We start from the raw sequence: 25,517 nt of genomic DNA on the forward strand, positions 1-25,517 counted from the left end.
GTGCTTTAGTACCATATTTAGTGAAGGAGCTGGTTCATCTCTTTCTCTGTGAGGCCCGGTTGAAGAGCCAGGTTAATCCCTCGCGAAATAACCGAAGCTATATTCTTAATTAAAAGGTCTATTTCTTTAGGGGTTACCACCAGATTTTGAACATGAGGAGACAAAACCTCCTCAATTAAACTGTATTTCTCCTGCTTATTCATATTCTCTAAAACCCTGTAAAATACGCTCTCCTTACTGGTCTGTTCTGACAACTCCTTTACCAGATATTCAATAGTATCATGGGCAATTGTCACAGCATCCACCACTGTGGGCACGCCTATTGCTATTACAGGAACTCCTAAACTTTCTGAAGTAATAGAAAGCCTCCTGTTGCCTACACCCGACCCTGGGCTTATCCCCGTGTTTGAGATCTGTATTGTGGTGGAAAGCCTTTCTAACCTTCTTGAAGCTAAAGCGTCAATAGTAATAACCAGATCCGGTTTTACCCGGTCCACTACTCCTTTTAAAATTTCGGCAGTTTCAATCCCGGTTATACCCAATACCCCTGGAGAAAAGGCGCTCACAGACCTTATCTCATCTCCAAATTGTAGGGGCGCATATTCTTTAAGATGCCTTGTCACAACTATATTGGATACCACTCTTGGTCCTAAAGCATCTGGAGTTACATTCCAGTTCCCAAGCCCTACTACTAGCACATGGCTGTCTTTTTTAAGCTGTGCAAGCTCAGATATTATATTTGCCAGGACTTTTGCCACTCTCTCTTCTAAATCCAAGTCCCTTTCCAAAAGCCCAGGGGCTTCAATGGTTATATAGTCCCCTACAGGCTTCCCCATTGCCTTTTCTCCTCTTTCATCAAGTATTTTAACTCTGGTAATCTTTATCCCTTCCTCTCCTTCCTCCCTTATGCTGACTCCGGGTATTTCTCTCTCTTTATAAAGCTCGCGGGCTTCTAAAGCCAAGTCAGTTCTTATCCCAAGCACAATTATCACCTCAGCTCAGTGGGCACAAAGGCGTCTATTAAACCTATTACAAAAGCAGCCAAAAGAGCTCCTACTACAGTGGTATGGATGGTAGGAACGATGAACTGTGAAATGTATATCACAACCGCCGCTACAATAAATCCCACAATCCCACGGCTTCTTGGAGAAATGTTTTTGCCCAGTATAAGCTCCACAATATAGCCCAGTATGGCTATTACCACTGCAGAAATAAGGGCTCCCCAAAATCCTGCCACACTAAATCCGGGGACAAGATACCCTACCACCATAAGCACAATAGCAGAGACAATAAAGCGAATTATCGTCTGAAGCATCAAATCACCTCCTCTATTTATGATAGACAAATTGACAAATTTTATACGTTTGTGGTAAAGTAAAAGATGTATTAATTCTTGAAAAACTAATTTATTCATGGTAAAATTAAATTCGATTGAGGAGGTGGACCTTTTGGCAAACACAAAATCAGCAAAAAAGAGAATAGCCATCATTAAAAAAAGAACTCTTCGCAACAAAATGATAAAGTCAAGAGTGAAGACTTTTATAAGAAGGTTCAATGAAAGTCTGGCTACAAAAGACATAGAAGCCATCAAAGAGAGATTGAGACTGGCAGTAAAAGAGCTAGACAAAGCTGTAAGCAAAGGTGTGCTCCATAAAAACACTGCTGCCAGGAAAAAATCGAAGCTTTATGCAAAATTTAACGCTCTGCTAAAATCTGCAAGCAATGAATAAAGCGTACCTTCAAAGTACGCTTTTTTATTGCTTGCATAATTTTTTTATGAGATTTTCCAGCGCAAATGAAGGCTCTGTTCCACTTTTTAATGCTATGTCGCACCTCAAACACTCTTTGTACGCCTTATACAAATCTTCTCTTGTAAAAAGCTTGCTCTGCCTTACGATATCATCTACAGCAAAGAAAGGAATGCCTAAGTAACTGGCTATAGACTTTTTATCGAAAGCCTTTCCTTCTAGAGATTTCAACTTTGCAATAAGCCTTATCTGCCTTGCAATCATCGTCAAGATTATAAGCGGCACTTCCCCTTTTGAAAGAAGCGCATAAAGAGCTCTATAAGCCTCTTTCTCTTTTTTCATCCCTATTGCATTCACAAGGTGAAACACGTTCTGCTGGAGAGTAACTGAAAGCACCTCTCTTGCTTCCTCTAAATCAAGCGTTTCCCCTTCTGAATAGGCTATCACTTTCTCCAGTTCATTCACAATTGAGTAAAGGTCAGTTCCTATGTTTTTCACAAGATATTCTACATCCTTTTTTGCAGCCTTTTTACCGTGTTTTTTTAAGAAATAGCCGGCATAATTAACTGCCTCTTCCGGAGTAAGCTTTTTAAACTCCACCACAGCAGCTTCTTTTTCCATAAACTTGTACAATTTTTTTCTCGAATCTATTTTTTCCCCACTTACAACTACAACAACAAGACTAGTATTTCCTAGCACCATGTTTTTAAAATAATCAGTAAGCCTTTTTAACTCTTTATCACCTATCTTGGAAAGCTGTTCTTCTTCATTTTTCACCACTACAATTTTATAATTTGAAAAAAAAGGGAGAGTCTCGCAATTCTCAATGATGGCTTCTACGTATTCCTCCGGATTTTCCCTCTCAATTACAATGTAATTCATATCCTCAAACTCTGGCACCAAGAGCCTTGCCTTCAACCTCTTAACAGCATCTAAAAGCAAAAATCTCTCTTCTCCGTAAAAAAGGTATAAAGGAGCTATCTGTCCCTTTTTTATGCTTTCTACAAATTCCCTGTAGTTCATTCTTTCACTCCTTTTAAAAAGGGGTATATGCGAGCCTTTACTCCATCTGTCCTTACAATTACAGCACCATTTTCATCTGTCCTGTACAACTTTCCTCTCTCTTTTAAATATTTTACCACCCTCTCACTCGGCAGTCCATAACTGTTTTTCCCCACCTGAATCACAAAAACCTGAGGATCTGCCTTTTCTATAAACTCAGGAGTTGAAGAAGTACTGGAACCGTGATGGGCAACTTTTAATACGTGCGTTTTTAAATCGCTTTCCTTTAAAACCTCTTCTGCCGGCTTTTCTATATCTCCTGTAAATAGAAAACTTATATTTCCGTACCTCATCTTAAACACAAGTGCATTGTTATTTATGGGATTCTCCTCTATTAAATTGCCCGGATCTGGATGAAGAACATACACCTTTACTCCGTCTACCTCTACCTTATCTCCCTTTTTCAAAAAAATTACAGGAACTCTCTTTTTACCTGCAACCTCCATCATCTTTTTAAAATTTTGGTCCTCTACTTTCTGAACCCCTATGAACACTCTATCCACCTTCATATTCTCCAAAACCGTTATAATTCCACCTATGTGGTCAATATCTGTGTGAGAAATAAAAACAGCATCCAGTTTAATGACACCTTTATAGTACAAAAATGGAAGGAGTATGTCTTCTCCTATATCAAAAGAAGAGTTAGAAAAAACAGGATTCCCACCTCCGTCTATTAAAAAAGCTCTCCCATGAGGCGTCCTCACAAAGGTGGCATCCCCCTGCCCAACGTCCAAAAAAGTCACTTCCAAATCTTTCGGAACAAAGTAATTCCAGAAAAATATCACAGCAACTACCATGAAAGACGCCGCCACAGCTAATTTCTTTTTCCTCAACTCAATTCCACTTATCAAAATTCCTAAAACGATGTAATAAAGCACTATAACGATTACTGGAGGGATAAAAACATTTACACTGGCGTAAGGAAATTTTTCAAAAAAGGATGTTACCTTGAAAAGCAATTCTATAAAAGGTATGTTTATGTAATTTACAAAAACTGATGCAGTCGGAAATACAAATCCTAGAAAAGCCGATAAAAAGCCAAGGATTATAGCTATGTTTACAAGGGGAACTATTGCAATGTTTGACAAAAAAGATACAAAGGAAATGTAGTGAAAATAATACATAACAAAAGGAATCGTGCCTATTTGTGCAGACAAATTTAACGCTATTATGCCCTTCAAATAAGATGGCAACTTAAAAAGCCTTTCATCAATGGGCCTGTAAAAGTACAAGATAGCAAGAGTCGCTACAAAAGAAAGCTGAAAGCCCACATCCCACAGCATTAAAGGATTAAAGAGGAGTATTAAAAAAGCAGCAAAAGAAAGAGAATTAATTGAATTTTTATTTTTCCCGTAAGTGGCTCCAATAACAGCAATAGATGCCATTACAACCGCTCTTATGACAGGGGGATTTAGTCCTGTAAGAAAAGCATAAAAAATCAAAACAGGCAGCAAAATAAAAGCTCTGTACCTGGTCAAATGAACCAAACTCAAGATGTAAAGGACAAATCCGGAAATTATAGCCACCTGCATCCCTGCAACTGCAGTGATGTAGGATATCCCCACTGTGCGAAATTGTGTCAAAATTTGGTCATCTAGAACCTTTTCACCTAAAAAACTGGTAATGAGAAACTGAGCGTCCTTTTTAGGCATGGAAGCTAAAAAATTTTCTTTTATCCTTTCTTGAGCCCTCCAGAGAATTTCCTCAAATAGATTTGCTCTTCTTCCTATAATAGAAGTACCATAGGGATGGATGCGCATAACTGCATAAATTCCTTTTTTCCTCAAAAAAAGCTGATAATCGAATCCTCCTGGATTTGAGCTGGGCTTCGGAAGTGAGACAATTCCTCTCACTTCCACAATATCCCCTTTTTTAGGATATTCTCCCCCGTACTGTGTTATTAATATCTTGGGCAAATTTTCAGGCTTTACCACATACTTTGCGTATCCTTCTTCCTCTTTAACATCGCAAACCTTCCCTTTTATGGCAATAAATTTTCCATCTAGCCTTTCATATGGATTAGGAGCATTAAGCGCAAATCCAGTCAAAATAGCACCTAAAAGTGCAAAAGGCAAAATCAAAAGCAAACTCACGTTTTTACCCTTTTTATAAACAAAAAACAAGACAACCACTGAAGCCGCCATTAAAGTAAGAAAAACATAAGGCAAAAATAAGAACCTTCCAAGCAAAATGCCTAAAGAAAAAAAAGTAGTTATATACAAAAAAGGTGCTTCCATACTAGATCACGTAAACTTCAAAATCTCTGACAATCTCTGTATTTTCAAAAACTTTCTTCGCTTCGTCATAATAGTCTTTTATCGATATAAGAGGTGACAGGTGTGTCAAAATAAGCTTTTTACATCCAGCTTTTTTAGCTATTTCTGCGGCTTCAGCAGCAGTCATATGAGGCCCCTGCATCCCTGTGAGAAAGTTCCCGTCACACAAGAGTAAATCTGCTCCTTCAGCAAGGGCAACTAGTTCCTCAGTGTAGACTGTATCGGCACTGTATACAAAAATCTTATCACCTTTTTTCATTTTCACCGCATAAGTCTCAACAGGATGGTTCATTTTTTTAAAAGAAATTTCAATTTCCCCTATGTTAAGCACTGTTTCCTCATTTATCGTGTGAATTTTAAAAACATCCTTAAACTTAAGTTCTTCCAGCACATTTTCTGGAGTAGCCGGACAATACACATTTACAGGGTCATTTACTGTCCCTCTGGCCCTTAAAATATCCAGTGCATACCTTAAAACTAACATGTCCGACATATGGTCAGAATGAAGGTGTGACAAAATCACATGCTTTAATTCGTTAAGGTCATAATATCGCTGATACCTGCTTATCACTCCACTTCCACAATCTAATAAGATGTGAGTATCCTCATCCTCCACTATGTATCCAGAAGTAGCGCCATAAGGAGCGGGAAAAGGTCCATAAAAGCCCAAAACAGTTATCTTCATCTCATAGCTACCTCCTTAAAGCTTTGATACGAATTCGTAGAAATCTTTATAACTTCCTCTCTGGGTGGCAACTATCTTTTTTGAATTTCTATTTATCATGTAATCCTCAATCAAATAAGTCTTCATTCCCAGCTTAAAAGCGATCAAATCCTCCTCAACGTCATTTCCCACCATGTAGCAGTTTTCTGCTTTCTTCCCTATTCTTTCGAGTATCTCCTCATAGTACTGTATGTGAGGCTTACAAAAGTGCATGTTTTCATAAGTCGTTATAAAATCAAAGCAATCCTCTTCAAGCCCTGCCCATTTAATCCTCTCTATTATTGCAATTTCTGGAAAAACTGGATTGGTAGCCAGCACAATTTTGTAACCCTTCTTTTTTAAAATTTCCAGAGATTTTTTCACATATTCATTAGGCATAATATTTTTGCCCAATTCCTTGTACTCATTCAAGTAGAACTCTTCAAAAAGCGCTTCTATCTCTTCTTGGGGGTAATTCACCATCTTAAGAAAGGAATCAAAAAAGGCCTCTTTATTCGTCTTAGAAGGGTCTAAATTGTTTATCATATCCATGCTAGCCTGATAAATGCTTTTAAAGAGGAAATGCGGGTCAAAGTAGGAAGAAAGCTTCTTAGTAAGGCTTAAAAAATATTCATCAAGCATCTTATCCGTATCTACAGGAAGAAGAGTGCCATCCAAGTCGAAGAGAAAAGTATCTACCATTTTTTATCACCTCAAAATTGCTCTTTCCAAACATAATCATATATTTTTGCACAAAAAAAAGCAAGGGCATATACCCTCGCTCATGCTCTTAAAACCTATTTTGTTCGCGTTACCAGAGGAGTTACCACTTTTATAAGGGTATAACCTATTATTATGCTGGAAAAGCCTTGAATCAAATTGCTCGGCACATCCACTAAAGATGCCTTAAAGCCGTACATGATTCCTCCAGCAATGTAATACCCCAAAACCATCCACAAAGCTCCTACAAGAAGAGAAAATATTTTTGCATATTCGCTGTGCCCTTTATATAAAATTCCCACAATGAGTCCTTCTAAACCCTTTATCACTAGCGTCCAGGGAGCCCAGTAAGCGTAACCAGAAAGAAGGTCTGCCAAACTAGAACCTAATCCTCCTGAAATAAAGCCCATAGCCGGGCCGAAAAGGGCTGATGTCAGAAATATAAAAGAATCTCCTACATTTATATACCCTTTTGTAGCTGGCGTCGGTATCTGAATCACCATCGTGCCGATTGTTACTAACGCCATCATAAAAGCCCCGTAGACGATCTTTTTCACATTGTCCTTTTCTATGTCTCATACCCCCATATAAGTGTATGCATCATAAGTACATTATATCATACAATTGTAATGATTCAATCATAACAATATAATAACAAAAAGAAAAAGCCTCTTAAAAGAGGATACAAAAATTTATAAATAATTGCCAGCAGCAGAATAGTCATCTTTTTTGCTGATTATATAAGAGACTATCAAAGCGTCTAATTTTCGGCTTATATCAAGAACCTTCTCATAATCGATCTCATCTTTCGTGACCAGATTATCCAGTTCTCTCCTTAAATTGCTTATCTGCTTCTCCAATGCTTCGTTATTTTTCATGCCGGCTACCCCTCTACATGAATTGGTATATACAATTTTACCATGGTAATACAAAAATTACAAGAGGTTTTGCTGAGAAGTTTGCGCTAATTTATTGACTATTCCTGATAATTTCTCGTAGATTTCTATTATTTCTCGCCCATACTTCATTTTCCAATCCTCTTCTTCCTCTTTAACCTCCAGTCCCCTGTTAGTAAAAAGCCAATGCAAAGTTTCATCGCTCTTTATCTTTGCTTTTAGAATCTCCATGTTCATCTTGAGCTCTTCTGAAATTATCCTCTCTCTATCCATCCTTATCTCCCCATCTCTTTTTAGAATTAGCGTTTTGCGTTATATAATATATTCTATATATGTTATAATTTTCCTGCTACTTTTTAGAATTTTTTACATTTTATTTATTTCCTCAATTACAAACTTCAGTGCCTTGTCCATTGCCAATTCCAATCGAGATGGGGAACCTCCACCTTGACAAAACTGCGCACTTCCTCCACCTTTCCCATCAAAGGTCCTCAATACTTCCTTAAAAAAGCCATTTACTACTATATCTACGTCATAAGACCTTGCTACGACGATATCTGCGACATCCCCTCTTTTATTGCCTAAAATGGCTACAGACTTGCTTTCAGCAGTTACAAATTTGCCCAGCATTTTTAAATCTTCCGGGTCTCTTCCCTCGTATAAGCTGTAAACAATGTGAATTCCACCGTACAGTTCAGATTTTTTAACCAGATTTTCTGCTTCTTCCTTTAATATCTTTTCTTTTAAGAAATTTACCTCTCTTTTTGCTTCCTTGTAATCTTCAAGCAATTTCTGCAAATGTTCTGCAATACCTTCTTCCTTCTCAGAAAGCACCTGTGTCAAGAAATTTACCAAACTATTCTTTTTCTGATAATCTTCTAATGCTCTAAAACCGCAAACAAATTCAAGCCTTGCCCCTTTATTTGTCCTTTCCCACTTTTTTATTTTTAGAATTCCAATCTCTCCCGTATTTTTTACATGAGTACCTCCGCAAGGAGAATAATCAATTCCTTCTATCTCCACTATCCTTATATTTTCCTTCACTTGAGGCTTTTTCCTTAAAGGCAATTTAAAAATAAGCTTTTCATCTGCAAAGTAGCTTTTCACTGCAAGATTTTTATATATGAGTCCATTAACTTCTTTTTCTACCTCGTGAATTTCTTCTTCAGTAAAGAACTCTTTTGTAACTGTAATATGAGATGAATTTTCACCTATAGAAAAACTCTCTGTATCTGCGCCATATTTTTTCAGCAAAACAGAAGACAGAAGGTGCTGTCCTGTGTGCTGCTGCATATGGTCAAATCGCCTGTCCCAATCTATCACACAGTGCACTCTTTCACCTTCTGGGAAATCCTCTACTACGTGGTAAACCTCTCCTTTTTTCTCATAAACCTTTATTACACTTTTACTTCCTATCTTCCCAGTGTCAGAAGGCTGCCCGCCGCCCTCTGGATAGAAATAAGTTCTATCTAAAACTACAGTTTTTTCTCCATCTTTTTCTTCTCTCTTTAAGATGACAGCTTCAAATTCTTTAACATAGCTATCCTCATAAAAAAGCTTATCCATCCTCTTCACCCTTTCGCTGTATGAATAAGATTGCACAGGATGCGCAATCTTATTCATACACCTTTGTGCCCAAAACTTTTGTAAGCTTTCTAAATTCCTCTATTATTTTCTTGGTTATAGGTCCTGGTTTTCCATCTCCTATAACTCTGTGGTCCACTTCTACCACAGGAATTGCTTCTGCTGCTGTACCTGTAAGGAAGCATTCATCAGCTGTGTACACATTAAACAGAGAAAAGTATTTTTCTTCGAAAGGAATGTTAAGCTCTCTGGCTATGTCAATCACTGTAGCTCTCGTAATTCCTCCTAATGCCCCAACGGCTGAAGGTGGAGAATACAAAACCCCGTTGGAGATTATAAAAATATTGTCGCCTGTGCACTCTGCCACATAACCCTCTTGATTTAAAATCAAAGCCTCAGGGTATCCAGCTTTTACTGCTTCAATCTTAGCTAAGATGTTGTTTAAATAGTTCAAAGACTTTATTTGCGGGTCCAATGACTGTATTGAATTTCTTCTAAAGGAAGACGTTATAATTTTAAGACCCGTCTCATACATAGATTCTGGATACAAGGCGATTTTATCTGCAATTATCACGACTGTAGGTTTAGGACATTTATAAGGGTCAAGTCCTAAATCCCCTTTTCCTCTTGAGACAACCAACCTTATGTAAGCATCTCTTAAATTATTAATTCTCACTGTTTCCACGACTTTTTCTTTCATCTCTTCCATAGAAAGAGGAATGTCCAAAAGAAGCACTTTTGCCATACTGTAAAGCCTCTTTAAATGCTCATCCAATTTAAATATGACTCCGTCGTAAACCCTTATCCCCTCAAAAATTCCGTCCCCATAAAGGTAGCCATGGTCAAAAACTGATACACAAGCTTTTTCGCTGTCCACAAACTCTCCATTTACATATACTAATCCCATACCTCCGAGTCCTCCTTTTTCTTTTAAATTAATTTAGCAAAATTTTATCACTTTAAAAGGCTTTAGTCAATGTAAAATAAAAAATCCCCCCATTTGGGGGTATATATTTTTACTCGGCTTTTATAGCACCAGTAGGGCATACCGCCTCGCAAGCACCGCAGTCAATGCATTTTTCAGGGTCAATCTCGTACTTTCCGTCCCCTTCATAAATCGCATCTACCGGACACTCAGCGGCACAAGCGCCACAGCTTATGCATTCTTCAGTTATGTAGTGAGCCACATTTCTCCCCTCCTTGTATACAGTATGTACGTCTACAGCAAAATTATAAATCATTTACACAGAATTGTAAACAATAAAAATAAAAAAGAGGGGTCTTGTCAAAATAAAAAACCTATGCTATAATAACATTCGTCAGGGCGCTGCCGAATGGTGTAATGGTAGCACAGGTGACTCTGGATCACCTGGTCTAGGTTCGAGTCCTAGTTCGGCAGCCAATTTTTTGGCCCCATCGTCTAGCGGCCTAGGACACCGCCCTCTCACGGCGGAGACAGGGGTTCGAGTCCCCTTGGGGCTACCAAGCTTGAAAATACTGATATTGCAAGTTTTTGGTACCTCCCTTAAATCGCCTGGTACGACGACTCTGATGGGGAGGTGTTTTTATATTTGGTACAAGAACCTTATGAGAATTCCTCCCAAAAGTGCAAGCAACATGCTAAGCATTGTACCAATTAGATAATATTCTGCAAAGTTTTTGTCATCAAGCTCTTTATACCGTGCTATAGATTTTGCAGCTATTACAAAACCTGCTGCAGCTACTTGACCCATAGCTACTAAAGTCGTCATTAAAATCCTCTCTATTATTCCTATTATCCTTCCTGAAGTGGTAATTTCTGCTCTGGGAATGTACACAAGAGGGCTTAAAAGTGCGTATTTTATAAAAATTGCTCCTCCGAACACAACGTAAACATAGACTGTAAGGGTTGAAAATACTTGAAAATAAGGTTGCAAGTAGGCTCCCCAAAAGAAAGGCCTTAAGAAATCTGCAATTGCCAATCCTATTAAAACTATAGTGAAAATGTGAAAAAACTGGTCTAAGACAAAAGAAGTTAAACTTTCACTTTTAAACAGCTTGTACTTTCCCCAGTCAATCAAGATGTGGAGCATAGATAGAATCACGAGACAAGGGAAAGCCCTTGCTGTAAAAAAGGCCATCAGAACTATATTAAGGCTTAAAACGATTAAAAAATGCTCTATAAATCCTTTAAAATTTCCATCTGCTTTTCTTTTCACCATTTTCTCTGTCTGAAATATGTAGTCGCTCAGCCCGTGAGAAAAAAGCAATAAAATTATTGCAAAAAGTAACACTTTCACTTGTCTTTTTCCCCCTCCAGGGCAAATTTTAAAAGTTTTACAATCGCTTTTTCACCCTCTACCACTGCTGGCCATCTGGCTGCATGGCATCTCTTTGAAACGTTTTGCGGCGCTACTTTCAAAATCTCTCCTGCTTTCTGATATGTCCCATAAATCTCGTAAGCAATCACGGCCTCCCACTGCCCCGCAGTCCATTTTGACTCTAACGCGTCAATAAGTGCAAATAAAGCTGTAGCAGTACCTTCTACGAAGGGATTCCCCATTTTAACCACAGTCAAAACATTATCACCGCAGGAAGTTAAAGCTTCTCTCGCTCTGTAAAAAGCCTCTCCATCCATTTCCCAAGAAGTGCTTTTTACCTCTGTAGAAATCCCACCTATGCCTATGCCAATTCTTAAAATAGCTGGCAGGAAGCTATACCTTAACCTCCTCACTGCTTTAGGCAGAAAATCTGCATCAGCCACAAGTCCCTGAATTTCGTCTCCTCTCATAAGTGAAAAAGGCACAGAAAGGCTCTCAGAGCACAAATTATTCGCTTTATTTACTGCTTCTAAAAAGAATTCTCGCCGCATTCCCTTTTTTAAAAGCTCTCTTGACCTTACTATGTCAGCAGTAATCACAAAGTACATTTTATTTCACCCTTTCATGGGTTAAAAGGATGATATCACTCCTGTATAGGTGATATCATCCTTTTATGTTTTCTTCAATGAATTTTATAGCCCTTTCAATTCGAGCAACTGTCTTTTCTTTACCCAAAAATTCCATTATATCAAATAGCCCTGGCCCAAAAGTTCTGCCAGAAATAGCTAATCTTGTCGGGTGGAAAAGAGCGCTACTGGATATGCCCAACTCTTCAACCAATTTTCTGTAAGCCTCTTCAGCAGTAAATTTATTAAAAGGCTCCAAATTTTTCAGCGTTTCAGCTGCCTTTTTAAGAATGTCCACTACCCCTTCTTTGGTAAAGTATTTTTGCACGCCCTTTTCCTCGTAGCTCTCTACTTCTTTAAAATAATACGTCATAGCATCTGCTATATCCACAAGCGTTTTTTCCCTCTCTCTCACTACACTCACTATCTTTTTTATATACTCGTAATCGTAATTTTCACCTATTAGCCCTTTTTTCTGCAAAAACGGTATTATAGCTTGTGTCAATTTATCGAGGTCATAGCTTTTAATGTAGTGGCCATTTATCCAGGTAAGCTTTTGAACATCGTAAACCGCTGGATTTTTGGAAACCCTCTCTAGAGAAAATTCCCTTATGCTTTTTCTCACGTCAAAAATTTCTTCCCCATCTAGAGGAGCCCATCCCAAAAGAGTGATGTAGTTCACAATCGCCTCAGGCAGATACCCCTGGTCTCTGAATTCCTGAACAGAGGTAGCCCCATGCCTTTTTGAAAGTTTAGTCCTGTCAGGAGCCAAAACCATGGACACATGGGCAAATTGGGGCAATGGCACTCCTAACGCTTCGTAGATGAGTATCTGCTTGGGGGTGTTAGAAAGATGCTCTTCCGCCCTTATAATATGGGTAATTCCCATCTGGTAGTCATCCACGACTGTAGCGAAATTGTAAGTCGGCATCCCATCTGACTTCATTATTATGAAGTCATCAATTGTAGAATTGTCAAACTCAACATCTCCCCTTATTATGTCATGGACGACAGTTTTTCCTTCTCTCGGCGTTTTCAAGCGTATGACGGGCTTTCTACCCTCTTTGAGGTAATTCTCTATCTGTTCTTTTGTCAAATTCCTGCACTTTCCTGTGTACATAAAAGGCCTGCCTTCTCTTTCCGCCTGCTTTCTCATCTCTTCCAGCTCTTCTTTTGTACAGAAACAATAATAGGCTTTCCCCTCTTCAAGCAGTTTATTTGCAAACTTCCTATATTCATCCAATCTCTGGGACTGATATATAGGCCCTTCATCCCAATCAATTCCCAGCCACTGAAGTCCTTCTAGTATTCCCCTCATAGATTCTTCTGTAGACCTTTCTAAATCTGTGTCATCAACCCTTAAAATAAATTTGCCGCCGTGATGCCTGGCAAAAAGCCAGTTAAAAAGCGCTGTTCTCGCTCCACCTATGTGCAAACTACCCGTAGGACTTGGCGCAAATCTCACTCTGACTTCGCTCATCATCTCACCTTCTTCTATAGGTTTAAACTATTTTTGATTATACTTTAACTGATTTATTTTTTCAAGAAAATAAAAATGTGGTATAATTGGTATATGTAAAATTTTTTAAAGGAGCTGTTTTTTATGAAGGACATAGCCATAGCCTTATTAAAAGAAAGAGGAGTTAACCTAGAAGATATGGCTGTTTTAGTCTTAGACCTTCAGAAAAAGTATTACGAAGATTTAACGATTGAAGAGTGCATAGAAAACCTTCATCACGTGCTGGAAAAAAGAGAAGTACAAAACGCAATACTTACAGGAATAGCTCTGGACAAATTGGCTGAACAAGACCTCTTAGAGGAACCTCTTCTATCCATCCTGAAAAGAGATGAGCCTTTATACGGTATTGATGAAATTCTTGCTTTGGGCATAACAAATGTGTACGGTTCTATTGGACTCACAAACTTTGGATATTTGGATAAAGTCAAGCCGGGAATAATTGGCAAATTAAATGCAGAAAAAGAAAAAAGGTGCAACACCTTTATAGACGACTTGGTAGCCGCAATAGTAGCTGCCGCATGCGCCAGAATAGCCCACTCAAGAAAAAGCAGTCTCCCCTCTGACTAATCAGAAAGAGGGGAGCTTTTTTAAGCTTTCTCATTTCTTCAGCAAAATCTTTACATATCCATCTTCTGTTGAAACCTGCTTTAACTTCCAACCTTCTAAAGGTATATTAAAATTTAATCTGGTATCATAACCCTCTATTAGCTTTTCAAGAAAGCTCCCTTCAATCAAAATCCCCTGAACATTTATGGACATAAACTTAAGCTTTATCTTGTCATCTTCTATTTCAAAATTCCCTTTCGCAAGGTATTTTCCTTCTTCTTTTACTTCAAATCCCTCTTTTTTAAAAACTACTTCCACATTCTTTAACCTTTCATCAAAGGACTGCACAAGCTCTGTCACATCTTTGTCATAAAAAGAAGCTTCAGCACTGAAAAAAGAAAACTTTAGATCTTTAGGCTGGAGATTTCCCCACGGAAGCTTAGAAATACTGCTCAGCAAAAAATCTAGAGAAGAAAGAGAAGAACTTGTGTTTTCCACTATCTCCAATATTTTCTGATAATTGGATAACTTCTTCCTTATCTCCTCTAAAATTTTATCTTTGTTGGCTCTTAAGTCCTCTATTTTCTTTATTACCTTCTTCTCTTCTTCCTGCTTTTTTAAAAGTTCTTCCTTCTTAAGGGTAAGCTGCTTTTCCTCTTCTTTTTTGTACTTTACCAGATTATACAAGTTCTCGAGCTTGTCATAATAGTAGTTTGTGATTATATCAACATAAATCAGCCTGTGAAGAAGTTCGCTCGCATTATCTGCCATCAGCAAAAGAGATAAAATCGCATTAGTCCCTGACATGTACAAAAACCTAAACCAGGTCTTTATAGTATCCTTTTCTTTATCTATCTCTTCGGAAGTTCTGTTAATTTCTTCTGTCTTTTCTTTTATGCTCTCATTCAGCTCTTCAATTTCAGCAGAAATTTCTTCTAACGCTTTTTCTGACTTGAGTTTTTCAACATCTAATTTAAGTATTTCCAAAATTACTTCCTGCTCTTTCTGTTTTAGCTGGTAAAATTCTCCCACTTCCCCTTCTTGACCTTTTACCATGAGTAAACTAAACACAAAAAAAATTGCAATTGCAAGCGAAATTACCCTTTTCATAGCACCCCTCATTTATATGTAATTTTTTGTTCCATATGGAACTAAATTCTATTCATTTAATCCACTGTAATTTTGTCTTTTATCTGTTCAAACATCTTAGGCCCAATCCTGGGCACGTTCATTATGTCTTCAATTTTTTTGAAAGGCCCTTTAGTCTCTCTGAACTCTATAATCCTTTCTGCTGTCACAGGGCCAATGCCAGGTAAAGTCTGGAGCTCTTCTTTTGTAGCAGTATTTATGTTTACTTTTTTAGCGCCATCAATCCCTGAAGCAAAAGAAGTGTCTACCTTCTCCCCCTTTTTAGGCACCTTTATCATCTGTTCATCCTTTACCTTCTGAGCTAAATTAATATTGGACAAATCAGCTTCTTCAAGCACCCCTCCTGCTTTTTCTATAGCATCTATCACCCTCTCTCCTTCTTTCATTATGTAAACTCCCGGATTTTTCACTTCACCGGTGACATAAACCTTTATTTCAACAGGCTTCTGCTCCTGCAACTGCTCAGCTTGCATATTATCCTGAGAAGTATTTATAACAAAGTCAGCTTTTAATTTATAGTTTTTGTATATCACATAGCCAGAAAAAAGCAGTATTATAGACAAGATGGCAATGATGGCATATTGCTGTCTTTTGGTAAATTGTACCATAAAACCACCTCATTTTGCAAGCTCCTTTATTTATTTCTACGTCCATTAAAAAATTCCTTTTTATTTTTATCATTTTTTTGGTATACTTTAAGTATGACAACATGATGGGGGCATAAAAATGGCGAAGAAAATAATTGCTTTACTTATAATAATTGTTTTTGCTTTTCTCTCAGTCCCAGCGCATGCAGAAACTCCACAACCTCCAGAAATTGTCGGACCTACAGCGGTATTGATGGACTTCACTACAGGACAGGTACTGTATGACAAAAACATGCACAAAAGGATGTATCCAGCAAGCACTACAAAAATCCTAACTGCAATTATTGCCTTGGAAAAGGGAAAGCTAGACGATGTTGTCACCTGTAGTGAAAATGTGACTAAAATTGAGGGGAATTCAATATTTTTATCTCCAGGAGAGCAACTCACACTTGAGCAGCTGCTTTACGCTTTAATGCTGGAATCTGCAAATGATGCTGCAATAGCAATTGCAGAGCATATAGGTGGGAGCGTAGAAAATTTTGCCAAAATGATGAATGAAAAAGCGAGAGAAATAGGCGCTTACAACAGCCATTTTGTAAATCCGAACGGGTTGCCCGATGAAAACCATTATTCCACACCTTATGATATGGCACAAATTGCAAGATACGCCATGCAAAATGCTGAATTTAGAAAAATTGTAAGCACTCTGCATTATCAAATTCCTCCGACAAATAAGTTCGACAAACCAAGAGACTTATGGATAAGCAATCGCTTACTTAAACCTTCCCGCTTCCACTATGAAGGAGCAGATGGAGTAAAAACGGGCTACACTGTTGCTGCAGGACAAGTGTTGGTGGCTTCCGCAACCCGAGATGGGCACAGGCTCATCTCTGTTATAATGGGAGATGAAGGCATAAACATTTGGACAGACACTATAAAGCTTTTGGATTACGGTTTTCAAAACTTTTCTCTTGTAAAAGTAACGCAAAAGGACGAAGTGATAACTTCTATAGAACTTGGGAAAGGCGGATTTAAGCTTCCTTTAATTGCGCAAAAGGACTTTTATTATGAAGTGCCCAAAGGTAAAGAAAATTCTATAAAAACAGAAGTTGTGCTTAAAGAAGACATAAAAGCTCCCATTCAAAAAGGTGAAGTCCTGGGGTATATAAAGTACACACTTGACGGAAAGGAGATAGGGACAAACCCGCTAATTGCCTCAGAAGATGTGTATAAAAACTTCTTGGGGAATTACTATAATGAAAAGGAAAAAAATCCTATTGTACATCCTCTAAAAATAATTTTTGGCATAGCTTCTTTCAACGTAGCCTTTCTTCTTTGGAAAAGGCAAAAAATAAGGCAAAGGAAAAGATTTATATTTTCTAACAAATACTAAAAAAGGAGGGGACCCCCCTCCTTTAAGCATATATCTGGTTGTCATTCAAACTCCTACTCCTTCCCATCTTTTCAATAAAATCTTCTACATTGAAAAACTCTTTTAAGATTTTAAAGTAATACATCTCCTCTTTAGACTTTATTTCAAAGCCATTTGGAAGTACCCTGTTTCTTAGGTATTCCGTATCCTTTATTTGAGATTCAGCAATTCTTTTTAAAACGTAAGCAGTTCCAGACCCTATAGAAAATTTTTCTTTTTTTCTCCACACTATTGAAGAAGGCAGATAATCCTCTGCCAGTTTCCTTAAAATCCACTTTTCTGTTTTATCTTTCCCTCTTATCTTTAAAGAAGGCCTTATTCTAAAAGCATATCTTAAAACCTCCAAGTCCAAAAAAGGAACTCTGACTTTCAGGGAAAAGGCCATCCCCATCCTGTCTAGCCGCTGAGAATTGGTGTTGTGAACACTACTTGTGATGTACTTCAGTTCTTTATGCAATTCCCATGGGTCCTCATAATTTTTCAGATAGTGATACCCTGCAAAAAGTTCATCTGCTCCTTCCCCAGAAAAAACTACATCTACATATTCACTGGCGAGCTTTGAAGCAAAATAGTTGGCTACTGCACTTCTGACTAAGGCTGGATCACAGGACTCAAGGTGATATATAACTTTGGGCAAAACTTCTTTTATGTCCTTTTCTGTATAAATAAATTCTTTGTGGCAAGTCTTCAGATATTCTGCGACCAGTCTGGAATTTCTTATATCAGGGCTGTCTTCAACTCCTACAGCAAAAGAAAACATATTGCTTCTGTATTTAGTAGCTATCGCAGCGACTAGACTACTGTCCAGTCCGCCGCTTATAAATAACCCTATATTTTCATCAGTAAGCCTCTTTTTCACTGAGTCCTCTAATCTAAGCCTTAATCCTTCTACTATTTCTTTTGCACTTGAAAACTCAAAAGGGTCCTGTGGAATAGAAAAATATTTCATAAACTCTTTTCCATTGTAGAAATATCCATTTGGAAATTCGTTTATATCTTCTGTGATTTGCTGTAACGCTTTTATTTCAGAAGCAAAAGCCAATCCATTGCCTATTTTGCCGTAATAAAGAGGCTTTATTCCCAAAGGGTCTCTTGCTACAAAAACAGCATTTTTTAGAGAATCATAGACCGCAAAAACAAAATTTCCTTCTAAAAATTTAACACATTCTTCTCCCACTTCTTCATAAAGGTGAAGTAAAACTTCTTCCAGAGAGTGTATTTCATGTCCTGTAAGTTCCATTTTTAAAGCATCAGCATTGTATATCTCTCCATCAAAAAGGCAGATGTACCTGCCATCTTCGCTTTCAAAAAGTGCCTTTTCTCCCTCTTTCCAGCAACACCCAAAGCTTGCATTGTCTTTTATAAAAATTTCGCTGTGGTCCACTCCTCTGTGCCTTATTTTCTCTATCATCTGACCTATTTTTTGCACATCCTTCTCGCCAATTATAAAAGCTAATCCTGCCAAAGTACCGACCTCCTTATACAAAAATTAAAGGGCGCAAGAAGAGAATCTGCGCCCTTCTTCTTGCTAATTTAATTTACACAAGAAAGCGCTCCTTTTTGTACTCTCTTAAAATTTTCTCTACCCTTTCTTCCTCTGGTATTATTCTGTGCTTCTCATAGTCATAAGCATAACATGCTCCATCTATCACTTTTGTCTGAAGAGCGCCTTTGGCGTATTTATTGCCTTTTAAGTGAGGTGCATCTAAAAGACCTATTTCTATAGCTGTTGCCAAAACATCTGGGTCAGACCAGGGATCTTCGCTGTGTGGCGCTATTTCTTTTATAGCCTCAAGCAAAATCCTTGCCTCTTTTTTGAGCTGTTCTTTCCTCTTTATCACATCTTCGTCTTTAGTCAAGTCCGGCATTCCAAACATAGTATTTTTTATCACAGCTTTTACTATTTTTACGCTTTCAATTATGTCCTCAGGCGTTGCTGCGTGGTGAGCTTCACAATATCCAACTACGTGATATATGTGGGGTTTAATAGCCATAGACAAATACGCGCTAGAAGCGAGCTGCCCTTTTGCTTCTAAAAGGTCAGAAGGAAAGCTTGCAAGACCTGCTCTTGCTTGCCTTATCACTCTGAAGTTTTCATCTTCTAAGTCCTCTATAAGTTCTATTTTTGCAAGCATTTTTGCCAAGTCCATTTTAGGTGAAATGGAAGCTGGAACATTGAACATAAATTGTGCTACATAATCCCTAACTCCCATTTTCTTTGCGTTATATGCCGCGAGGAAAGCAGTTACAACTCCTATAACATCATGAGCATCTCTCAGGCTCCAGTGATGAGCTTCATTTACTTCTACAGGCACTCCTCTCTCTGCATGCCACTTCATCAACTGCTGATTTTCCCTTATAGAAGTCCTTACATCCCTTGGGCCTCTCCCATCGAGCACATTGTACCAGCTCAATGGTATAGCAGCCCAAGCATTCTTTATAGTCCTTAAAAGCATTTCAGCCATCTTGAAAACATCATTGGTTCCGCTGTAGCACCTCAAAAGCGGATAATTGCCTCTTCTTGAAGCTTCGTATATGCGTATTAAATCCTCTTCTTTTCTTATAGGAACTCCTCCTGCTCCATCCAGAGCTGGGTCGTATTTTTTATCGAAGAAGTGCTCTTGCGCATTCTGGTCAGGAGCTATGGAAATTACGTCCAAAACTTCCGCCTCAGCTATTCTTTTGACACCCTCTATCGTATCCTCCAATGAAGGCAGTCCAAAATGGTGTCTTATGATGGGATAGGGGAATTTATCCTCAATCCTTCCAATCAGAGTATCTGCAAAGACTCTTTTTTGAGAAGTTGCAGTTTTCCCTCTTAAGAAATTGATAGTCTCCTCGTCTCCTTTTGTGCCGTCAAAAACTGCAGAAAATATCCCTGACTTTCTCGCAACTTCTGCATTAGGCTCTGTTCCCCCAAACACCCACTTGATCTCCTTTAAATTATTCTTTTCTATCTTATCTTTAAGTTCTTTTAGCAAGTTCTCCAAAGCTTGTGGCGTAAGTCTGTAACTCACCCCTACAATTTCAGGTTGATACTCTTTTACAGCCTCAATCAATTTATCTATTGGGACAGCAGGCCCCAAAAACACCGTCTCATAACCCTGCTGTTCTGCAAACCTCAAAAAATTGTACACTCCAGCAACATGGACACAATTTCCAATTGAACCAGCCACGATAAGCTTTCTCATGCTGTCGCAACCTCCTTTCTCTTCCCTTCTACTAGTTCTATGATCTCCTTAGGCGACATCCCACGTATTCCCAATTTATCGGCAGTTCTCCCTATTTCCCAGTAATTTTTTCCATGCATCACGGATGCCAGATGTATTATCGCGTCAATTGTGGGCGTTTTTACACCTATTTCTTTCCCAATAGAAGAGATAGGCACAAGGCTCATAGGAACATCTTCAAAAATATACCTGCAATTTACAGTATCAGGAGCCATAAGCCCTATATAAGCTTTTGTGTTCTGTATAGCTTCATAAAGCGTATCCCCATCGGCATTGTAACTTTCTTTAAGCCATCTTTTAGCAGAGATAGTTTTCACGCCTAAAGCCTTTGCCACCATCATTCTCTCATTGTCAATCTTTTCAAGGATTTTGGCGACAGAAGGCGAAATCCCTTCTCTATAGTACTCAAAATTTCCCTTGGTAGTCTCAATCCGAGCAACATTTAAAAGCGTTGGAGCAGGATGGAAAATTGCTCCAAAATTGTTGAAGCTGGTTTCTAACACGTTCTCAGCAGCTACAAACTGTGGAAAAGCGATATTGAGAATTTCCACTACTTCTTCCGTTTTATCTTTAGGAATTGCCGCAACTGATACTATGTCTTTAATCTTGTATATTTTAGCTTTCCCATTAGAAGACCTGCAGGCATAGATAAAAGTATCAGTTTCAGCAACAACAACCTCTAAATCACTTCTCTTTTTAAGTATGTTGTAAACTTCCAATGCTCCCCCTGTTCTTCCGGGATTTAATACCACTATCTGGCCTCTTTGCAAGTAGGGCAAAAGCTCTTCTGCAATCATGGCGTGGGCAGACGCAGGCACAGCAACTAGTATCATATCCACATCTTTTACGGCTTTGCTTATATCGTCAGTCACAAGATTCAGTTTCCCAAATCCTTCAACTTCTCCTTCTAGCTCTATACCGCCTCTTTGTATTATTGGAATCAATTTTTCATAAGTTCTATTGTATAAATTTACTTTAAACCCTTTTAAAGCGAGATGTCCTGCAATTGCCTGCCCCCCGTTCCCCGCCCCGATTACAGCAAAATAAGGCATTTTCATGCCCATACACCCCCTTTTTAAAGAAATGAAAAAGCTATAGAAGGACTTCTATAGCTTTATCTTCGGTGCCAAAAAAGACAATAAGACACCCTACATGCTATCATATCCTTCTCTTTCAACGCTTACGGGGTTAGCTGACGGGTTCGGGTCGAAAGATAACCCTACCATCTTTTAAAAGATGGATTCACCCCAAAAGAGTGGGTCCCCCGCTTCTTAACGAATTCAGCGTTTAGCATGTTATTCAATTATACAAAAGCCCGTTTTTATTATATCATAAAATAAAATGTTTGTAAAGTAAAATAAAGGAAGCAAGCGTCAGTATTTGCCAAAATCTTCTCCTACTCTTATTTCATCCAGATAGTTGTAAATAGTGTATCTGGACACGCACAAAATTTTTGCCACATAGTCTACAGCACCTCTTATAAGGAATGTGCCCTTTGCATCCAGCATCTTAACTATCTGCACCTTCTCCTCTTTTGTCATGAAATTTACGGGTTTACCAAAACTCTCCAGTGTTGTGTTCACTATGCTCTCCAAAACATCACTAACACTGCCTGTGTAGGATTCCTTGTTTTCCTCTGAAGGCTCTGATATTTCGCAGAATTCTGACAAAGTATTTTTTACAAGAATAAACTCCGATATGTCTATATTTATTGTCAAACACCCTACAGGTCTTCCATTTTCGTCTTTTATAAAAATAGCAGAAGATTTTAATATCTTCCCATCTCTAGACTTGTTCTTAAAATTGATCATGTCTTCTAAACTGTCTGATTTTAATGCCTTTTGAATGACATCAGGCAAAGGACTTCCTTTTTCTCGCCCGGTAACGTGGCCATTGGCAATGGCAATTATTGGGCTTTGAGGTGATGAAAGGTCGTGAAGAGCTACTTCGCAATTTTTCCCAAATATGTTCGCAATGCTTTCTACCATAGGAACAATGCTTTTTAACAGTGGATGAGTACCCATCGGATTGAATCCCCCTATTATACCAGATTGTGTGCGGATGTGAAAAAAGAAATGATTAAAAATTTATTAACGTTATTATACATGCCTTATAGCCTGTTGTCAAGCACTATCTCTTTAGCGATAGTGTCAAGATGCGGTACATCTTTTAACACCTTCCCTATAATTTAATTACCTTGCACTTATTCTGAAGCCTCCTTTTTAGATTGTTTTTTCCACTTCTATTATAGCAAGCATTCAGAATAAGTGCTCTCTTTTTTATAGATTTCTTTTTCCCCATCCAAACATTTATTATTAGAACCAATATAAAAAAGGGAGCAAAAACTAAACATTTCTTTGCTCCCTTTTATTTCATAATTCATTTTTTAAATTATTTTGCACTTTTTAAAGCCTCTGCAGCTAACTCTTTGAAAGTCTCTGATGTATGCGTGGCACCACTAACAGTGTCTACTTTCTCAGGATCCTGCTTTTCAATCAACTGTTGTTCTAACTTCTCATAAGCTTCTTTCGGAGTGATATTTACTTTTGCCTTCATATTCTCTGCATATTGTTGGTCATCTCTCTTTAGCTGGCCATCTTTGTTTACTTCATTATAGGTTACTGATACTATTTTGCCATCTTTTACAGTTATCTCTATTTGCCCTTTCCAGCCATGCTCGTCAAAGTTGGGTTGCTCTGCTTTATAAGTACCATCTTTGTAAGTACCGCTTGCTGTTTTTGAAGAACAGCCACCCATTACAAACAAACCAAACACCCCTACCAGCATAAGAGCCAAAATTATTCTCATAAAATTATACCTCTCCTTTAATGTAAATCTTTATGCAAGAATATTATATATTATTTATGTTAAAATAACATCAATATGTAGTGATTAGAAAACGTATACTTTCCAAAAACCTACCATATTCCCTTTTGTTACCAAAGCCAAAACCATCATAATTCTTGTATTTTGATATATCTTCACAGTATTAGCATTCGCTTTTACCAACTGCGGTATACTGTCATAATATTTACGAGCAATATTTACAGAGTGCACTGCTAATGGAATTGTTAGAAAAGATAATAACCACAGTAGATTTTTAGTAATGACAGTTATCACAACGAAAGAAAGATATGCTGCTCCATAAAGGGCTGCATATACTATTACACCTTTTTGTTTGCCTATCCTCACCAATAAATTGTATTTATGACCTTTAAGGTCAGCTTCATAATCAGGATATTGATTTATCCAAAGGACATTGGTTATTAAAAAACCTATCGGCAAGGAAATCAGTAAAACATCCATACTTATGTGATGAGTCATCACCAAATACATTCTCATAACTATTAAAAGGTCCAAAAGTCACTCTTACAGCTATTTCTCCAAGTCCCCTATAGCTGAATTTAAAAGGAGGTAAACTATAAAAAACTGCCATTAAAATTCCCAATAGTCCTACAATTAGTACCAACGGTTCTCTAAAGATTACAATAGCCAGACCTATAGCACAAGCAGCAAGTATTGTTATAATCGCAATAATTATTGTCTCTTCAACTGTAAGTTTACCATCGACTATGGTTTTTTTCCGCCACTAAAAGGAGTCCCTTTATCTGGAGTCACGAAAATATCTACTCCAGATTTATAATCAATGAATTCATTAACTGCATTTTTGCCAATCTCAATAAAATAAATACCTACAACAAAGACAACAAACCAGAAAAGGTCAAATTCACCCGTTTTTCCATACGCATAGGCAGTTGCAATAAACATAGGTACGGTGGAAGCTATCCATATCTTAGGGTCTGCTAATTACCAAAATCCTTTCCATAACCTTAAAAACCGTGCTTTATCCATAGAAATCTCCTCCAACAAAAGAATTATTTAGTCATTAAAGTATATTCCGGATCAGTAATTTTAAAATTTCCTCTTAATCCAGAAGTGATATATACCTTTTTGTCATCTGTTACAAATATAGCTTCTACTCCTTTAAGACTCTCTGCAAGTTTTAAACCTTTATCCAAACCCAAAACAAAAATTTTTGCAAGGGCATCACCATCTATGGAAGTATCTGTTATTATTGTGACACTATATAAGTGAGTATCTGCAGGATAACCTGTAAAAGGATTTAATATATGGTGATATAACTTTCCATCTTTTTCAAAGTATCTTTCATAAACTCCTGAAGTAACAACGGCCTTTTCTGCAACCTCTACTATCCCAAGATATTCACCTCTGGGTTTGAAAGGAGTTTGAATACCTATCCGCCAATTGCTTCCGTCAGGTTTCGTTCCAATTGTAAGAACATCACCGCCCAAATTTATAATAGCATGCTTTACTCCTTCTTTTTTTAAAACTTCTGCTACTTTATCTGCCGCATATCCTTTTGCAATACCTCCTAAGTCTATGCTCATGCCCTTATTTTTTAGCATAACAGTCATATTCTTTTCATCCAAAATTATATCCTTATAATTTACAAGAGGAAGTTTAGCTTTTATTTCTTCAGGTGAAGGGATTCTGGCCTTATCAGTACCTATATTCCAAAGATTCACTATAGGACCTACAGTAATATCAAAATAGCCTTTTTCAACTTCAGAAAAATGAACTGCCTTTTTTATAACATAAAAAGTATCAGGAGAAACTTTTACCGGTTTAACGCCTGCATTTTTATTAATTTCACTTACTTCGCTATTTTCTATAGTAACACTCATCTTCTCCTCTATATCCTTTATAGCTTTAAATCCATCATCTAATACTTTCTTTGGAACTTTGTCGTATATAGTTATTGTGCAATAAGTATCCAGTGCAAATTGGGTATCGGATATGGGCTGTAAGTTTTTACTTGAACATCCAGAAAGTACTCCCATAGTAGTAAATATTAGAAAAAAAATTGGGAAAAAGACCATATATTTTTTCATACAGTAATCCCCTCCGAAAATAAAGGCTTCGCTTGTTTTCTAATAATTCCTATGCAAAAGCTTGTTTGCAACTTCACTTGAAATTATTTAGGTAGAGAATCTTTCTTCAGGAGAGCTATTTTATCAAAAGCTTTTTTAGGATATTTTTCTGCCAGCATTTTTGACTGTTCTATTCCATCATTTTGCTGAACAAATTCAACTAATACATCTTATATCTTCATCACCA

Annotated in this window: 28 protein-coding genes, 2 tRNA genes and 1 riboswitch; of the genes, 5 read left to right on the forward strand and 25 right to left on the reverse strand. The window is 37.7% G+C overall.

The features are described from left to right. Window positions 1-17: 17 nt before the first annotated feature. Window positions 18-983 (reverse strand): GPR endopeptidase, encoded by a 966-nt coding sequence (gene gpr / locus EV203_RS05490; protein ID WP_009610816.1) that lies wholly within the window; start codon window positions 981-983, stop codon window positions 18-20. A gap of 5 nt (window positions 984-988) precedes the next feature. Beyond that, window positions 989-1,315 carry a phage holin family protein gene (locus EV203_RS05495; RefSeq protein ID WP_031313910.1) on the reverse strand — a complete coding sequence of 109 codons (327 nt, stop codon included), beginning with the start codon at window positions 1,313-1,315 and terminating at the stop codon, window positions 989-991. Between the two features lie 133 nt (window positions 1,316-1,448). Here EV203_RS05495 and rpsT point away from each other — a divergent pair, with 133 nt between their 5' ends. Next, window positions 1,449-1,730 carry a 30S ribosomal protein S20 gene (rpsT, locus tag EV203_RS05500; RefSeq protein ID WP_011025319.1) on the forward strand — a complete coding sequence of 94 codons (282 nt, stop codon included), beginning with the start codon at window positions 1,449-1,451 and terminating at the stop codon, window positions 1,728-1,730. A gap of 24 nt (window positions 1,731-1,754) precedes the next feature. On the opposite strand, the gene holA is transcribed toward rpsT, so the two are convergent. From holA to EV203_RS05550, 10 genes are all read right to left on the reverse strand, one after another. Further along, window positions 1,755-2,771 carry a DNA polymerase III subunit delta gene (gene holA / locus EV203_RS05505; protein WP_009610818.1) on the reverse strand — a complete coding sequence of 339 codons (1,017 nt, stop codon included), beginning with the start codon at window positions 2,769-2,771 and terminating at the stop codon, window positions 1,755-1,757. Next, a complete protein-coding gene (locus tag EV203_RS05510; RefSeq protein ID WP_132039505.1) occupies window positions 2,768-5,047 on the reverse strand; it encodes a DNA internalization-related competence protein ComEC/Rec2 in 2,280 nt (759 codons plus the stop codon). The genes holA and EV203_RS05510 overlap by 4 nt, the downstream gene beginning before the upstream one ends. 1 nt (window position 5,048) lies before the next feature. Beyond that, on the reverse strand, window positions 5,049-5,771 hold the full coding sequence (locus EV203_RS05515; RefSeq protein ID WP_132039507.1) for an MBL fold metallo-hydrolase: 723 nt from the start codon (window positions 5,769-5,771) through the stop codon (window positions 5,049-5,051). A gap of 15 nt (window positions 5,772-5,786) precedes the next feature. Further along, entirely contained in the window at window positions 5,787-6,491 is a 705-nt protein-coding gene (locus tag EV203_RS05520) for an HAD family hydrolase (protein ID WP_132039509.1), read from the reverse strand. A gap of 95 nt (window positions 6,492-6,586) precedes the next feature. Further along, on the reverse strand, window positions 6,587-7,081 hold the full coding sequence (locus EV203_RS05525) for an ECF transporter S component (RefSeq protein WP_022587190.1): 495 nt from the start codon (window positions 7,079-7,081) through the stop codon (window positions 6,587-6,589). Window positions 7,082-7,201: 120 nt separating this feature from the next. Next, window positions 7,202-7,387, reverse strand: a complete 186-nt coding sequence (locus EV203_RS05530; RefSeq protein ID WP_031313909.1) for an aspartyl-phosphate phosphatase Spo0E family protein — start codon at window positions 7,385-7,387, stop codon at window positions 7,202-7,204. Between the two features lie 57 nt (window positions 7,388-7,444). Beyond that, window positions 7,445-7,678 (reverse strand): hypothetical protein, encoded by a 234-nt coding sequence (locus EV203_RS05535; RefSeq protein WP_011025311.1) that lies wholly within the window; start codon window positions 7,676-7,678, stop codon window positions 7,445-7,447. Between the two features lie 93 nt (window positions 7,679-7,771). Beyond that, window positions 7,772-9,028 carry an alanyl-tRNA editing protein gene (locus tag EV203_RS05540; protein ID WP_132039511.1) on the reverse strand — a complete coding sequence of 419 codons (1,257 nt, stop codon included), beginning with the start codon at window positions 9,026-9,028 and terminating at the stop codon, window positions 7,772-7,774. After that, a complete protein-coding gene (gene ilvE / locus EV203_RS05545; RefSeq protein WP_011025309.1) occupies window positions 9,021-9,896 on the reverse strand; it encodes a branched-chain-amino-acid transaminase in 876 nt (291 codons plus the stop codon). Before ilvE ends, EV203_RS05540 begins: the two co-directional genes overlap by 8 nt. A gap of 109 nt (window positions 9,897-10,005) precedes the next feature. Beyond that, on the reverse strand, window positions 10,006-10,230 hold the full coding sequence (locus tag EV203_RS05550) for a DUF362 domain-containing protein (RefSeq protein WP_011025308.1): 225 nt from the start codon (window positions 10,228-10,230) through the stop codon (window positions 10,006-10,008). 87 nt (window positions 10,231-10,317) lie between these two features. Between EV203_RS05550 and EV203_RS05555 the strand changes: the two genes are divergently transcribed. After that, window positions 10,318-10,391: transfer RNA gene (locus EV203_RS05555), tRNA-Gln, on the forward strand. Between the two features lie 7 nt (window positions 10,392-10,398). Then, a tRNA-Glu gene (locus EV203_RS05560) sits at window positions 10,399-10,474 on the forward strand. An 80-nt stretch (window positions 10,475-10,554) separates the two neighbouring features. On the opposite strand, the gene EV203_RS05565 is transcribed toward EV203_RS05560, so the two are convergent. Genes EV203_RS05565 through gltX form a run of 3 tightly spaced genes read right to left on the reverse strand, consistent with a single transcriptional unit; the run spans window position 10,555 to window position 13,395 of the window. Beyond that, window positions 10,555-11,268 carry a DUF3307 domain-containing protein gene (locus EV203_RS05565; RefSeq protein ID WP_132039513.1) on the reverse strand — a complete coding sequence of 238 codons (714 nt, stop codon included), beginning with the start codon at window positions 11,266-11,268 and terminating at the stop codon, window positions 10,555-10,557. Beyond that, window positions 11,265-11,897: a SatD family protein gene (locus EV203_RS05570; protein WP_022587186.1), complete on the reverse strand. Its 633-nt coding sequence runs from the start codon at window positions 11,895-11,897 to the stop codon at window positions 11,265-11,267. Before EV203_RS05570 ends, EV203_RS05565 begins: the two co-directional genes overlap by 4 nt. A gap of 55 nt (window positions 11,898-11,952) precedes the next feature. Continuing rightward, a complete protein-coding gene (gene gltX / locus EV203_RS05575; protein ID WP_132039514.1) occupies window positions 11,953-13,395 on the reverse strand; it encodes a glutamate--tRNA ligase in 1,443 nt (480 codons plus the stop codon). A 123-nt stretch (window positions 13,396-13,518) separates the two neighbouring features. Between gltX and EV203_RS05580 the strand changes: the two genes are divergently transcribed. After that, window positions 13,519-14,001: a phosphatidylglycerophosphatase A family protein gene (locus EV203_RS05580; RefSeq protein ID WP_011025304.1), complete on the forward strand. Its 483-nt coding sequence runs from the start codon at window positions 13,519-13,521 to the stop codon at window positions 13,999-14,001. A gap of 30 nt (window positions 14,002-14,031) precedes the next feature. Here EV203_RS05580 and EV203_RS05585 read toward each other — a convergent pair whose 3' ends face one another. Both EV203_RS05585 and EV203_RS05590 read right to left on the reverse strand, forming a co-directional pair. Continuing rightward, window positions 14,032-15,090: a coiled-coil domain-containing protein gene (locus EV203_RS05585; RefSeq protein WP_132039516.1), complete on the reverse strand. Its 1,059-nt coding sequence runs from the start codon at window positions 15,088-15,090 to the stop codon at window positions 14,032-14,034. Window positions 15,091-15,146: 56 nt separating this feature from the next. Beyond that, window positions 15,147-15,737: a helix-hairpin-helix domain-containing protein gene (locus tag EV203_RS05590; RefSeq protein WP_011025302.1), complete on the reverse strand. Its 591-nt coding sequence runs from the start codon at window positions 15,735-15,737 to the stop codon at window positions 15,147-15,149. Window positions 15,738-15,855: 118 nt separating this feature from the next. Here EV203_RS05590 and EV203_RS05595 point away from each other — a divergent pair, with 118 nt between their 5' ends. After that, a complete protein-coding gene (locus EV203_RS05595) occupies window positions 15,856-17,109 on the forward strand; it encodes a D-alanyl-D-alanine carboxypeptidase family protein (protein ID WP_132039518.1) in 1,254 nt (417 codons plus the stop codon). A 22-nt stretch (window positions 17,110-17,131) separates the two neighbouring features. Here the strand turns inward: EV203_RS05595 and EV203_RS05600 are convergent, their stop codons facing one another. From EV203_RS05600 to EV203_RS05630, 8 genes are all read right to left on the reverse strand, one after another. Further along, the gene (locus EV203_RS05600; protein ID WP_132039520.1) at window positions 17,132-18,613 is read right to left on the reverse strand and encodes an asparagine synthase-related protein; all 1,482 of its coding nucleotides are present in this window, start codon (window positions 18,611-18,613) and stop codon (window positions 17,132-17,134) included. Window positions 18,614-18,686: 73 nt separating this feature from the next. Then, on the reverse strand, window positions 18,687-20,339 hold the full coding sequence (locus EV203_RS05605; protein ID WP_132039521.1) for a cobalamin-dependent protein: 1,653 nt from the start codon (window positions 20,337-20,339) through the stop codon (window positions 18,687-18,689). Then, on the reverse strand, window positions 20,336-21,436 hold the full coding sequence (locus EV203_RS05610; protein ID WP_132039523.1) for an NAD/NADP-dependent octopine/nopaline dehydrogenase family protein: 1,101 nt from the start codon (window positions 21,434-21,436) through the stop codon (window positions 20,336-20,338). The genes EV203_RS05605 and EV203_RS05610 overlap by 4 nt, the downstream gene beginning before the upstream one ends. A gap of 105 nt (window positions 21,437-21,541) precedes the next feature. Next, a riboswitch (cyclic di-AMP (ydaO/yuaA leader) is annotated at window positions 21,542-21,674 on the reverse strand. 77 nt (window positions 21,675-21,751) lie between these two features. Continuing rightward, window positions 21,752-22,402, reverse strand: a complete 651-nt coding sequence (locus tag EV203_RS05615; RefSeq protein WP_132039525.1) for a helix-turn-helix transcriptional regulator — start codon at window positions 22,400-22,402, stop codon at window positions 21,752-21,754. A gap of 367 nt (window positions 22,403-22,769) precedes the next feature. Continuing rightward, a complete protein-coding gene (locus EV203_RS05620) occupies window positions 22,770-23,186 on the reverse strand; it encodes an FMN-binding protein (protein ID WP_132039527.1) in 417 nt (138 codons plus the stop codon). An 84-nt stretch (window positions 23,187-23,270) separates the two neighbouring features. Further along, window positions 23,271-23,720, reverse strand: a complete 450-nt coding sequence (locus tag EV203_RS14420) for a UbiA family prenyltransferase (RefSeq protein WP_279432250.1) — start codon at window positions 23,718-23,720, stop codon at window positions 23,271-23,273. Window positions 23,721-23,948: 228 nt separating this feature from the next. Then, a complete protein-coding gene (locus EV203_RS14425) occupies window positions 23,949-24,146 on the reverse strand; it encodes a hypothetical protein (RefSeq protein ID WP_243700589.1) in 198 nt (65 codons plus the stop codon). 107 nt (window positions 24,147-24,253) lie between these two features. After that, window positions 24,254-25,291 (reverse strand): FAD:protein FMN transferase, encoded by a 1,038-nt coding sequence (locus EV203_RS05630; RefSeq protein WP_132039528.1) that lies wholly within the window; start codon window positions 25,289-25,291, stop codon window positions 24,254-24,256. Window positions 25,292-25,517 lie beyond the last annotated feature (226 nt).

Origin of the sequence: Caldanaerobacter subterraneus (assembly GCF_004345675.1) — a bacterium.
In the GTDB taxonomy this organism is placed as follows: domain Bacteria; phylum Bacillota; class Thermoanaerobacteria; order Thermoanaerobacterales; family Thermoanaerobacteraceae; genus Thermoanaerobacter; species Thermoanaerobacter subterraneus.

Excerpts from the sequence above, each read along its gene's own strand:
- EV203_RS05610 (WP_132039523.1), bottom strand. The coding sequence starts at position 21,436 with ATGAAAATGCCTTATTTTGCTGTAATCGGGGCGGGGAACGGGGGGCAG.
- EV203_RS05630 (WP_132039528.1), bottom strand. The coding sequence starts at position 25,291 with ATGAAAAAATATATGGTCTTTTTCCCAATTTTTTTTCTAATATTTACT.
- EV203_RS05495 (WP_031313910.1), bottom strand. The coding sequence starts at position 1,315 with ATGCTTCAGACGATAATTCGCTTTATTGTCTCTGCTATTGTGCTTATG.
- EV203_RS05590 (WP_011025302.1), bottom strand. The coding sequence starts at position 15,737 with ATGGTACAATTTACCAAAAGACAGCAATATGCCATCATTGCCATCTTG.
- EV203_RS14425 (WP_243700589.1), bottom strand. The coding sequence starts at position 24,146 with ATGTTTATTGCAACTGCCTATGCGTATGGAAAAACGGGTGAATTTGAC.
- EV203_RS05540 (WP_132039511.1), bottom strand. The coding sequence starts at position 9,028 with ATGAATAAGATTGCGCATCCTGTGCAATCTTATTCATACAGCGAAAGG.
- gltX (WP_132039514.1), bottom strand. The coding sequence starts at position 13,395 with ATGAGCGAAGTCAGAGTGAGATTTGCGCCAAGTCCTACGGGTAGTTTG.
- EV203_RS05550 (WP_011025308.1), bottom strand. The coding sequence starts at position 10,230 with ATGATTTATAATTTTGCTGTAGACGTACATACTGTATACAAGGAGGGG.
- EV203_RS05520 (WP_132039509.1), bottom strand. The coding sequence starts at position 6,491 with ATGGTAGATACTTTTCTCTTCGACTTGGATGGCACTCTTCTTCCTGTA.
- EV203_RS05605 (WP_132039521.1), bottom strand. The coding sequence starts at position 20,339 with ATGAGAAAGCTTATCGTGGCTGGTTCAATTGGAAATTGTGTCCATGTT.
- EV203_RS05515 (WP_132039507.1), bottom strand. The coding sequence starts at position 5,771 with ATGAAGATAACTGTTTTGGGCTTTTATGGACCTTTTCCCGCTCCTTAT.
- ilvE (WP_011025309.1), bottom strand. The coding sequence starts at position 9,896 with ATGGGATTAGTATATGTAAATGGAGAGTTTGTGGACAGCGAAAAAGCT.
- holA (WP_009610818.1), bottom strand. The coding sequence starts at position 2,771 with ATGAACTACAGGGAATTTGTAGAAAGCATAAAAAAGGGACAGATAGCT.
- EV203_RS05535 (WP_011025311.1), bottom strand. The coding sequence starts at position 7,678 with ATGGATAGAGAGAGGATAATTTCAGAAGAGCTCAAGATGAACATGGAG.
- EV203_RS05595 (WP_132039518.1), top strand. The coding sequence starts at position 15,856 with ATGGCGAAGAAAATAATTGCTTTACTTATAATAATTGTTTTTGCTTTT.
- EV203_RS05570 (WP_022587186.1), bottom strand. The coding sequence starts at position 11,897 with ATGTACTTTGTGATTACTGCTGACATAGTAAGGTCAAGAGAGCTTTTA.
- EV203_RS05580 (WP_011025304.1), top strand. The coding sequence starts at position 13,519 with ATGAAGGACATAGCCATAGCCTTATTAAAAGAAAGAGGAGTTAACCTA.
- EV203_RS05585 (WP_132039516.1), bottom strand. The coding sequence starts at position 15,090 with ATGAAAAGGGTAATTTCGCTTGCAATTGCAATTTTTTTTGTGTTTAGT.
- EV203_RS05620 (WP_132039527.1), bottom strand. The coding sequence starts at position 23,186 with ATGAGAATAATTTTGGCTCTTATGCTGGTAGGGGTGTTTGGTTTGTTT.
- EV203_RS14420 (WP_279432250.1), bottom strand. The coding sequence starts at position 23,720 with ATGAGAATGTATTTGGTGATGACTCATCACATAAGTATGGATGTTTTA.
- EV203_RS05510 (WP_132039505.1), bottom strand. The coding sequence starts at position 5,047 with ATGGAAGCACCTTTTTTGTATATAACTACTTTTTTTTCTTTAGGCATT.
- EV203_RS05530 (WP_031313909.1), bottom strand. The coding sequence starts at position 7,387 with ATGAAAAATAACGAAGCATTGGAGAAGCAGATAAGCAATTTAAGGAGA.
- EV203_RS05615 (WP_132039525.1), bottom strand. The coding sequence starts at position 22,402 with ATGGGTACTCATCCACTGTTAAAAAGCATTGTTCCTATGGTAGAAAGC.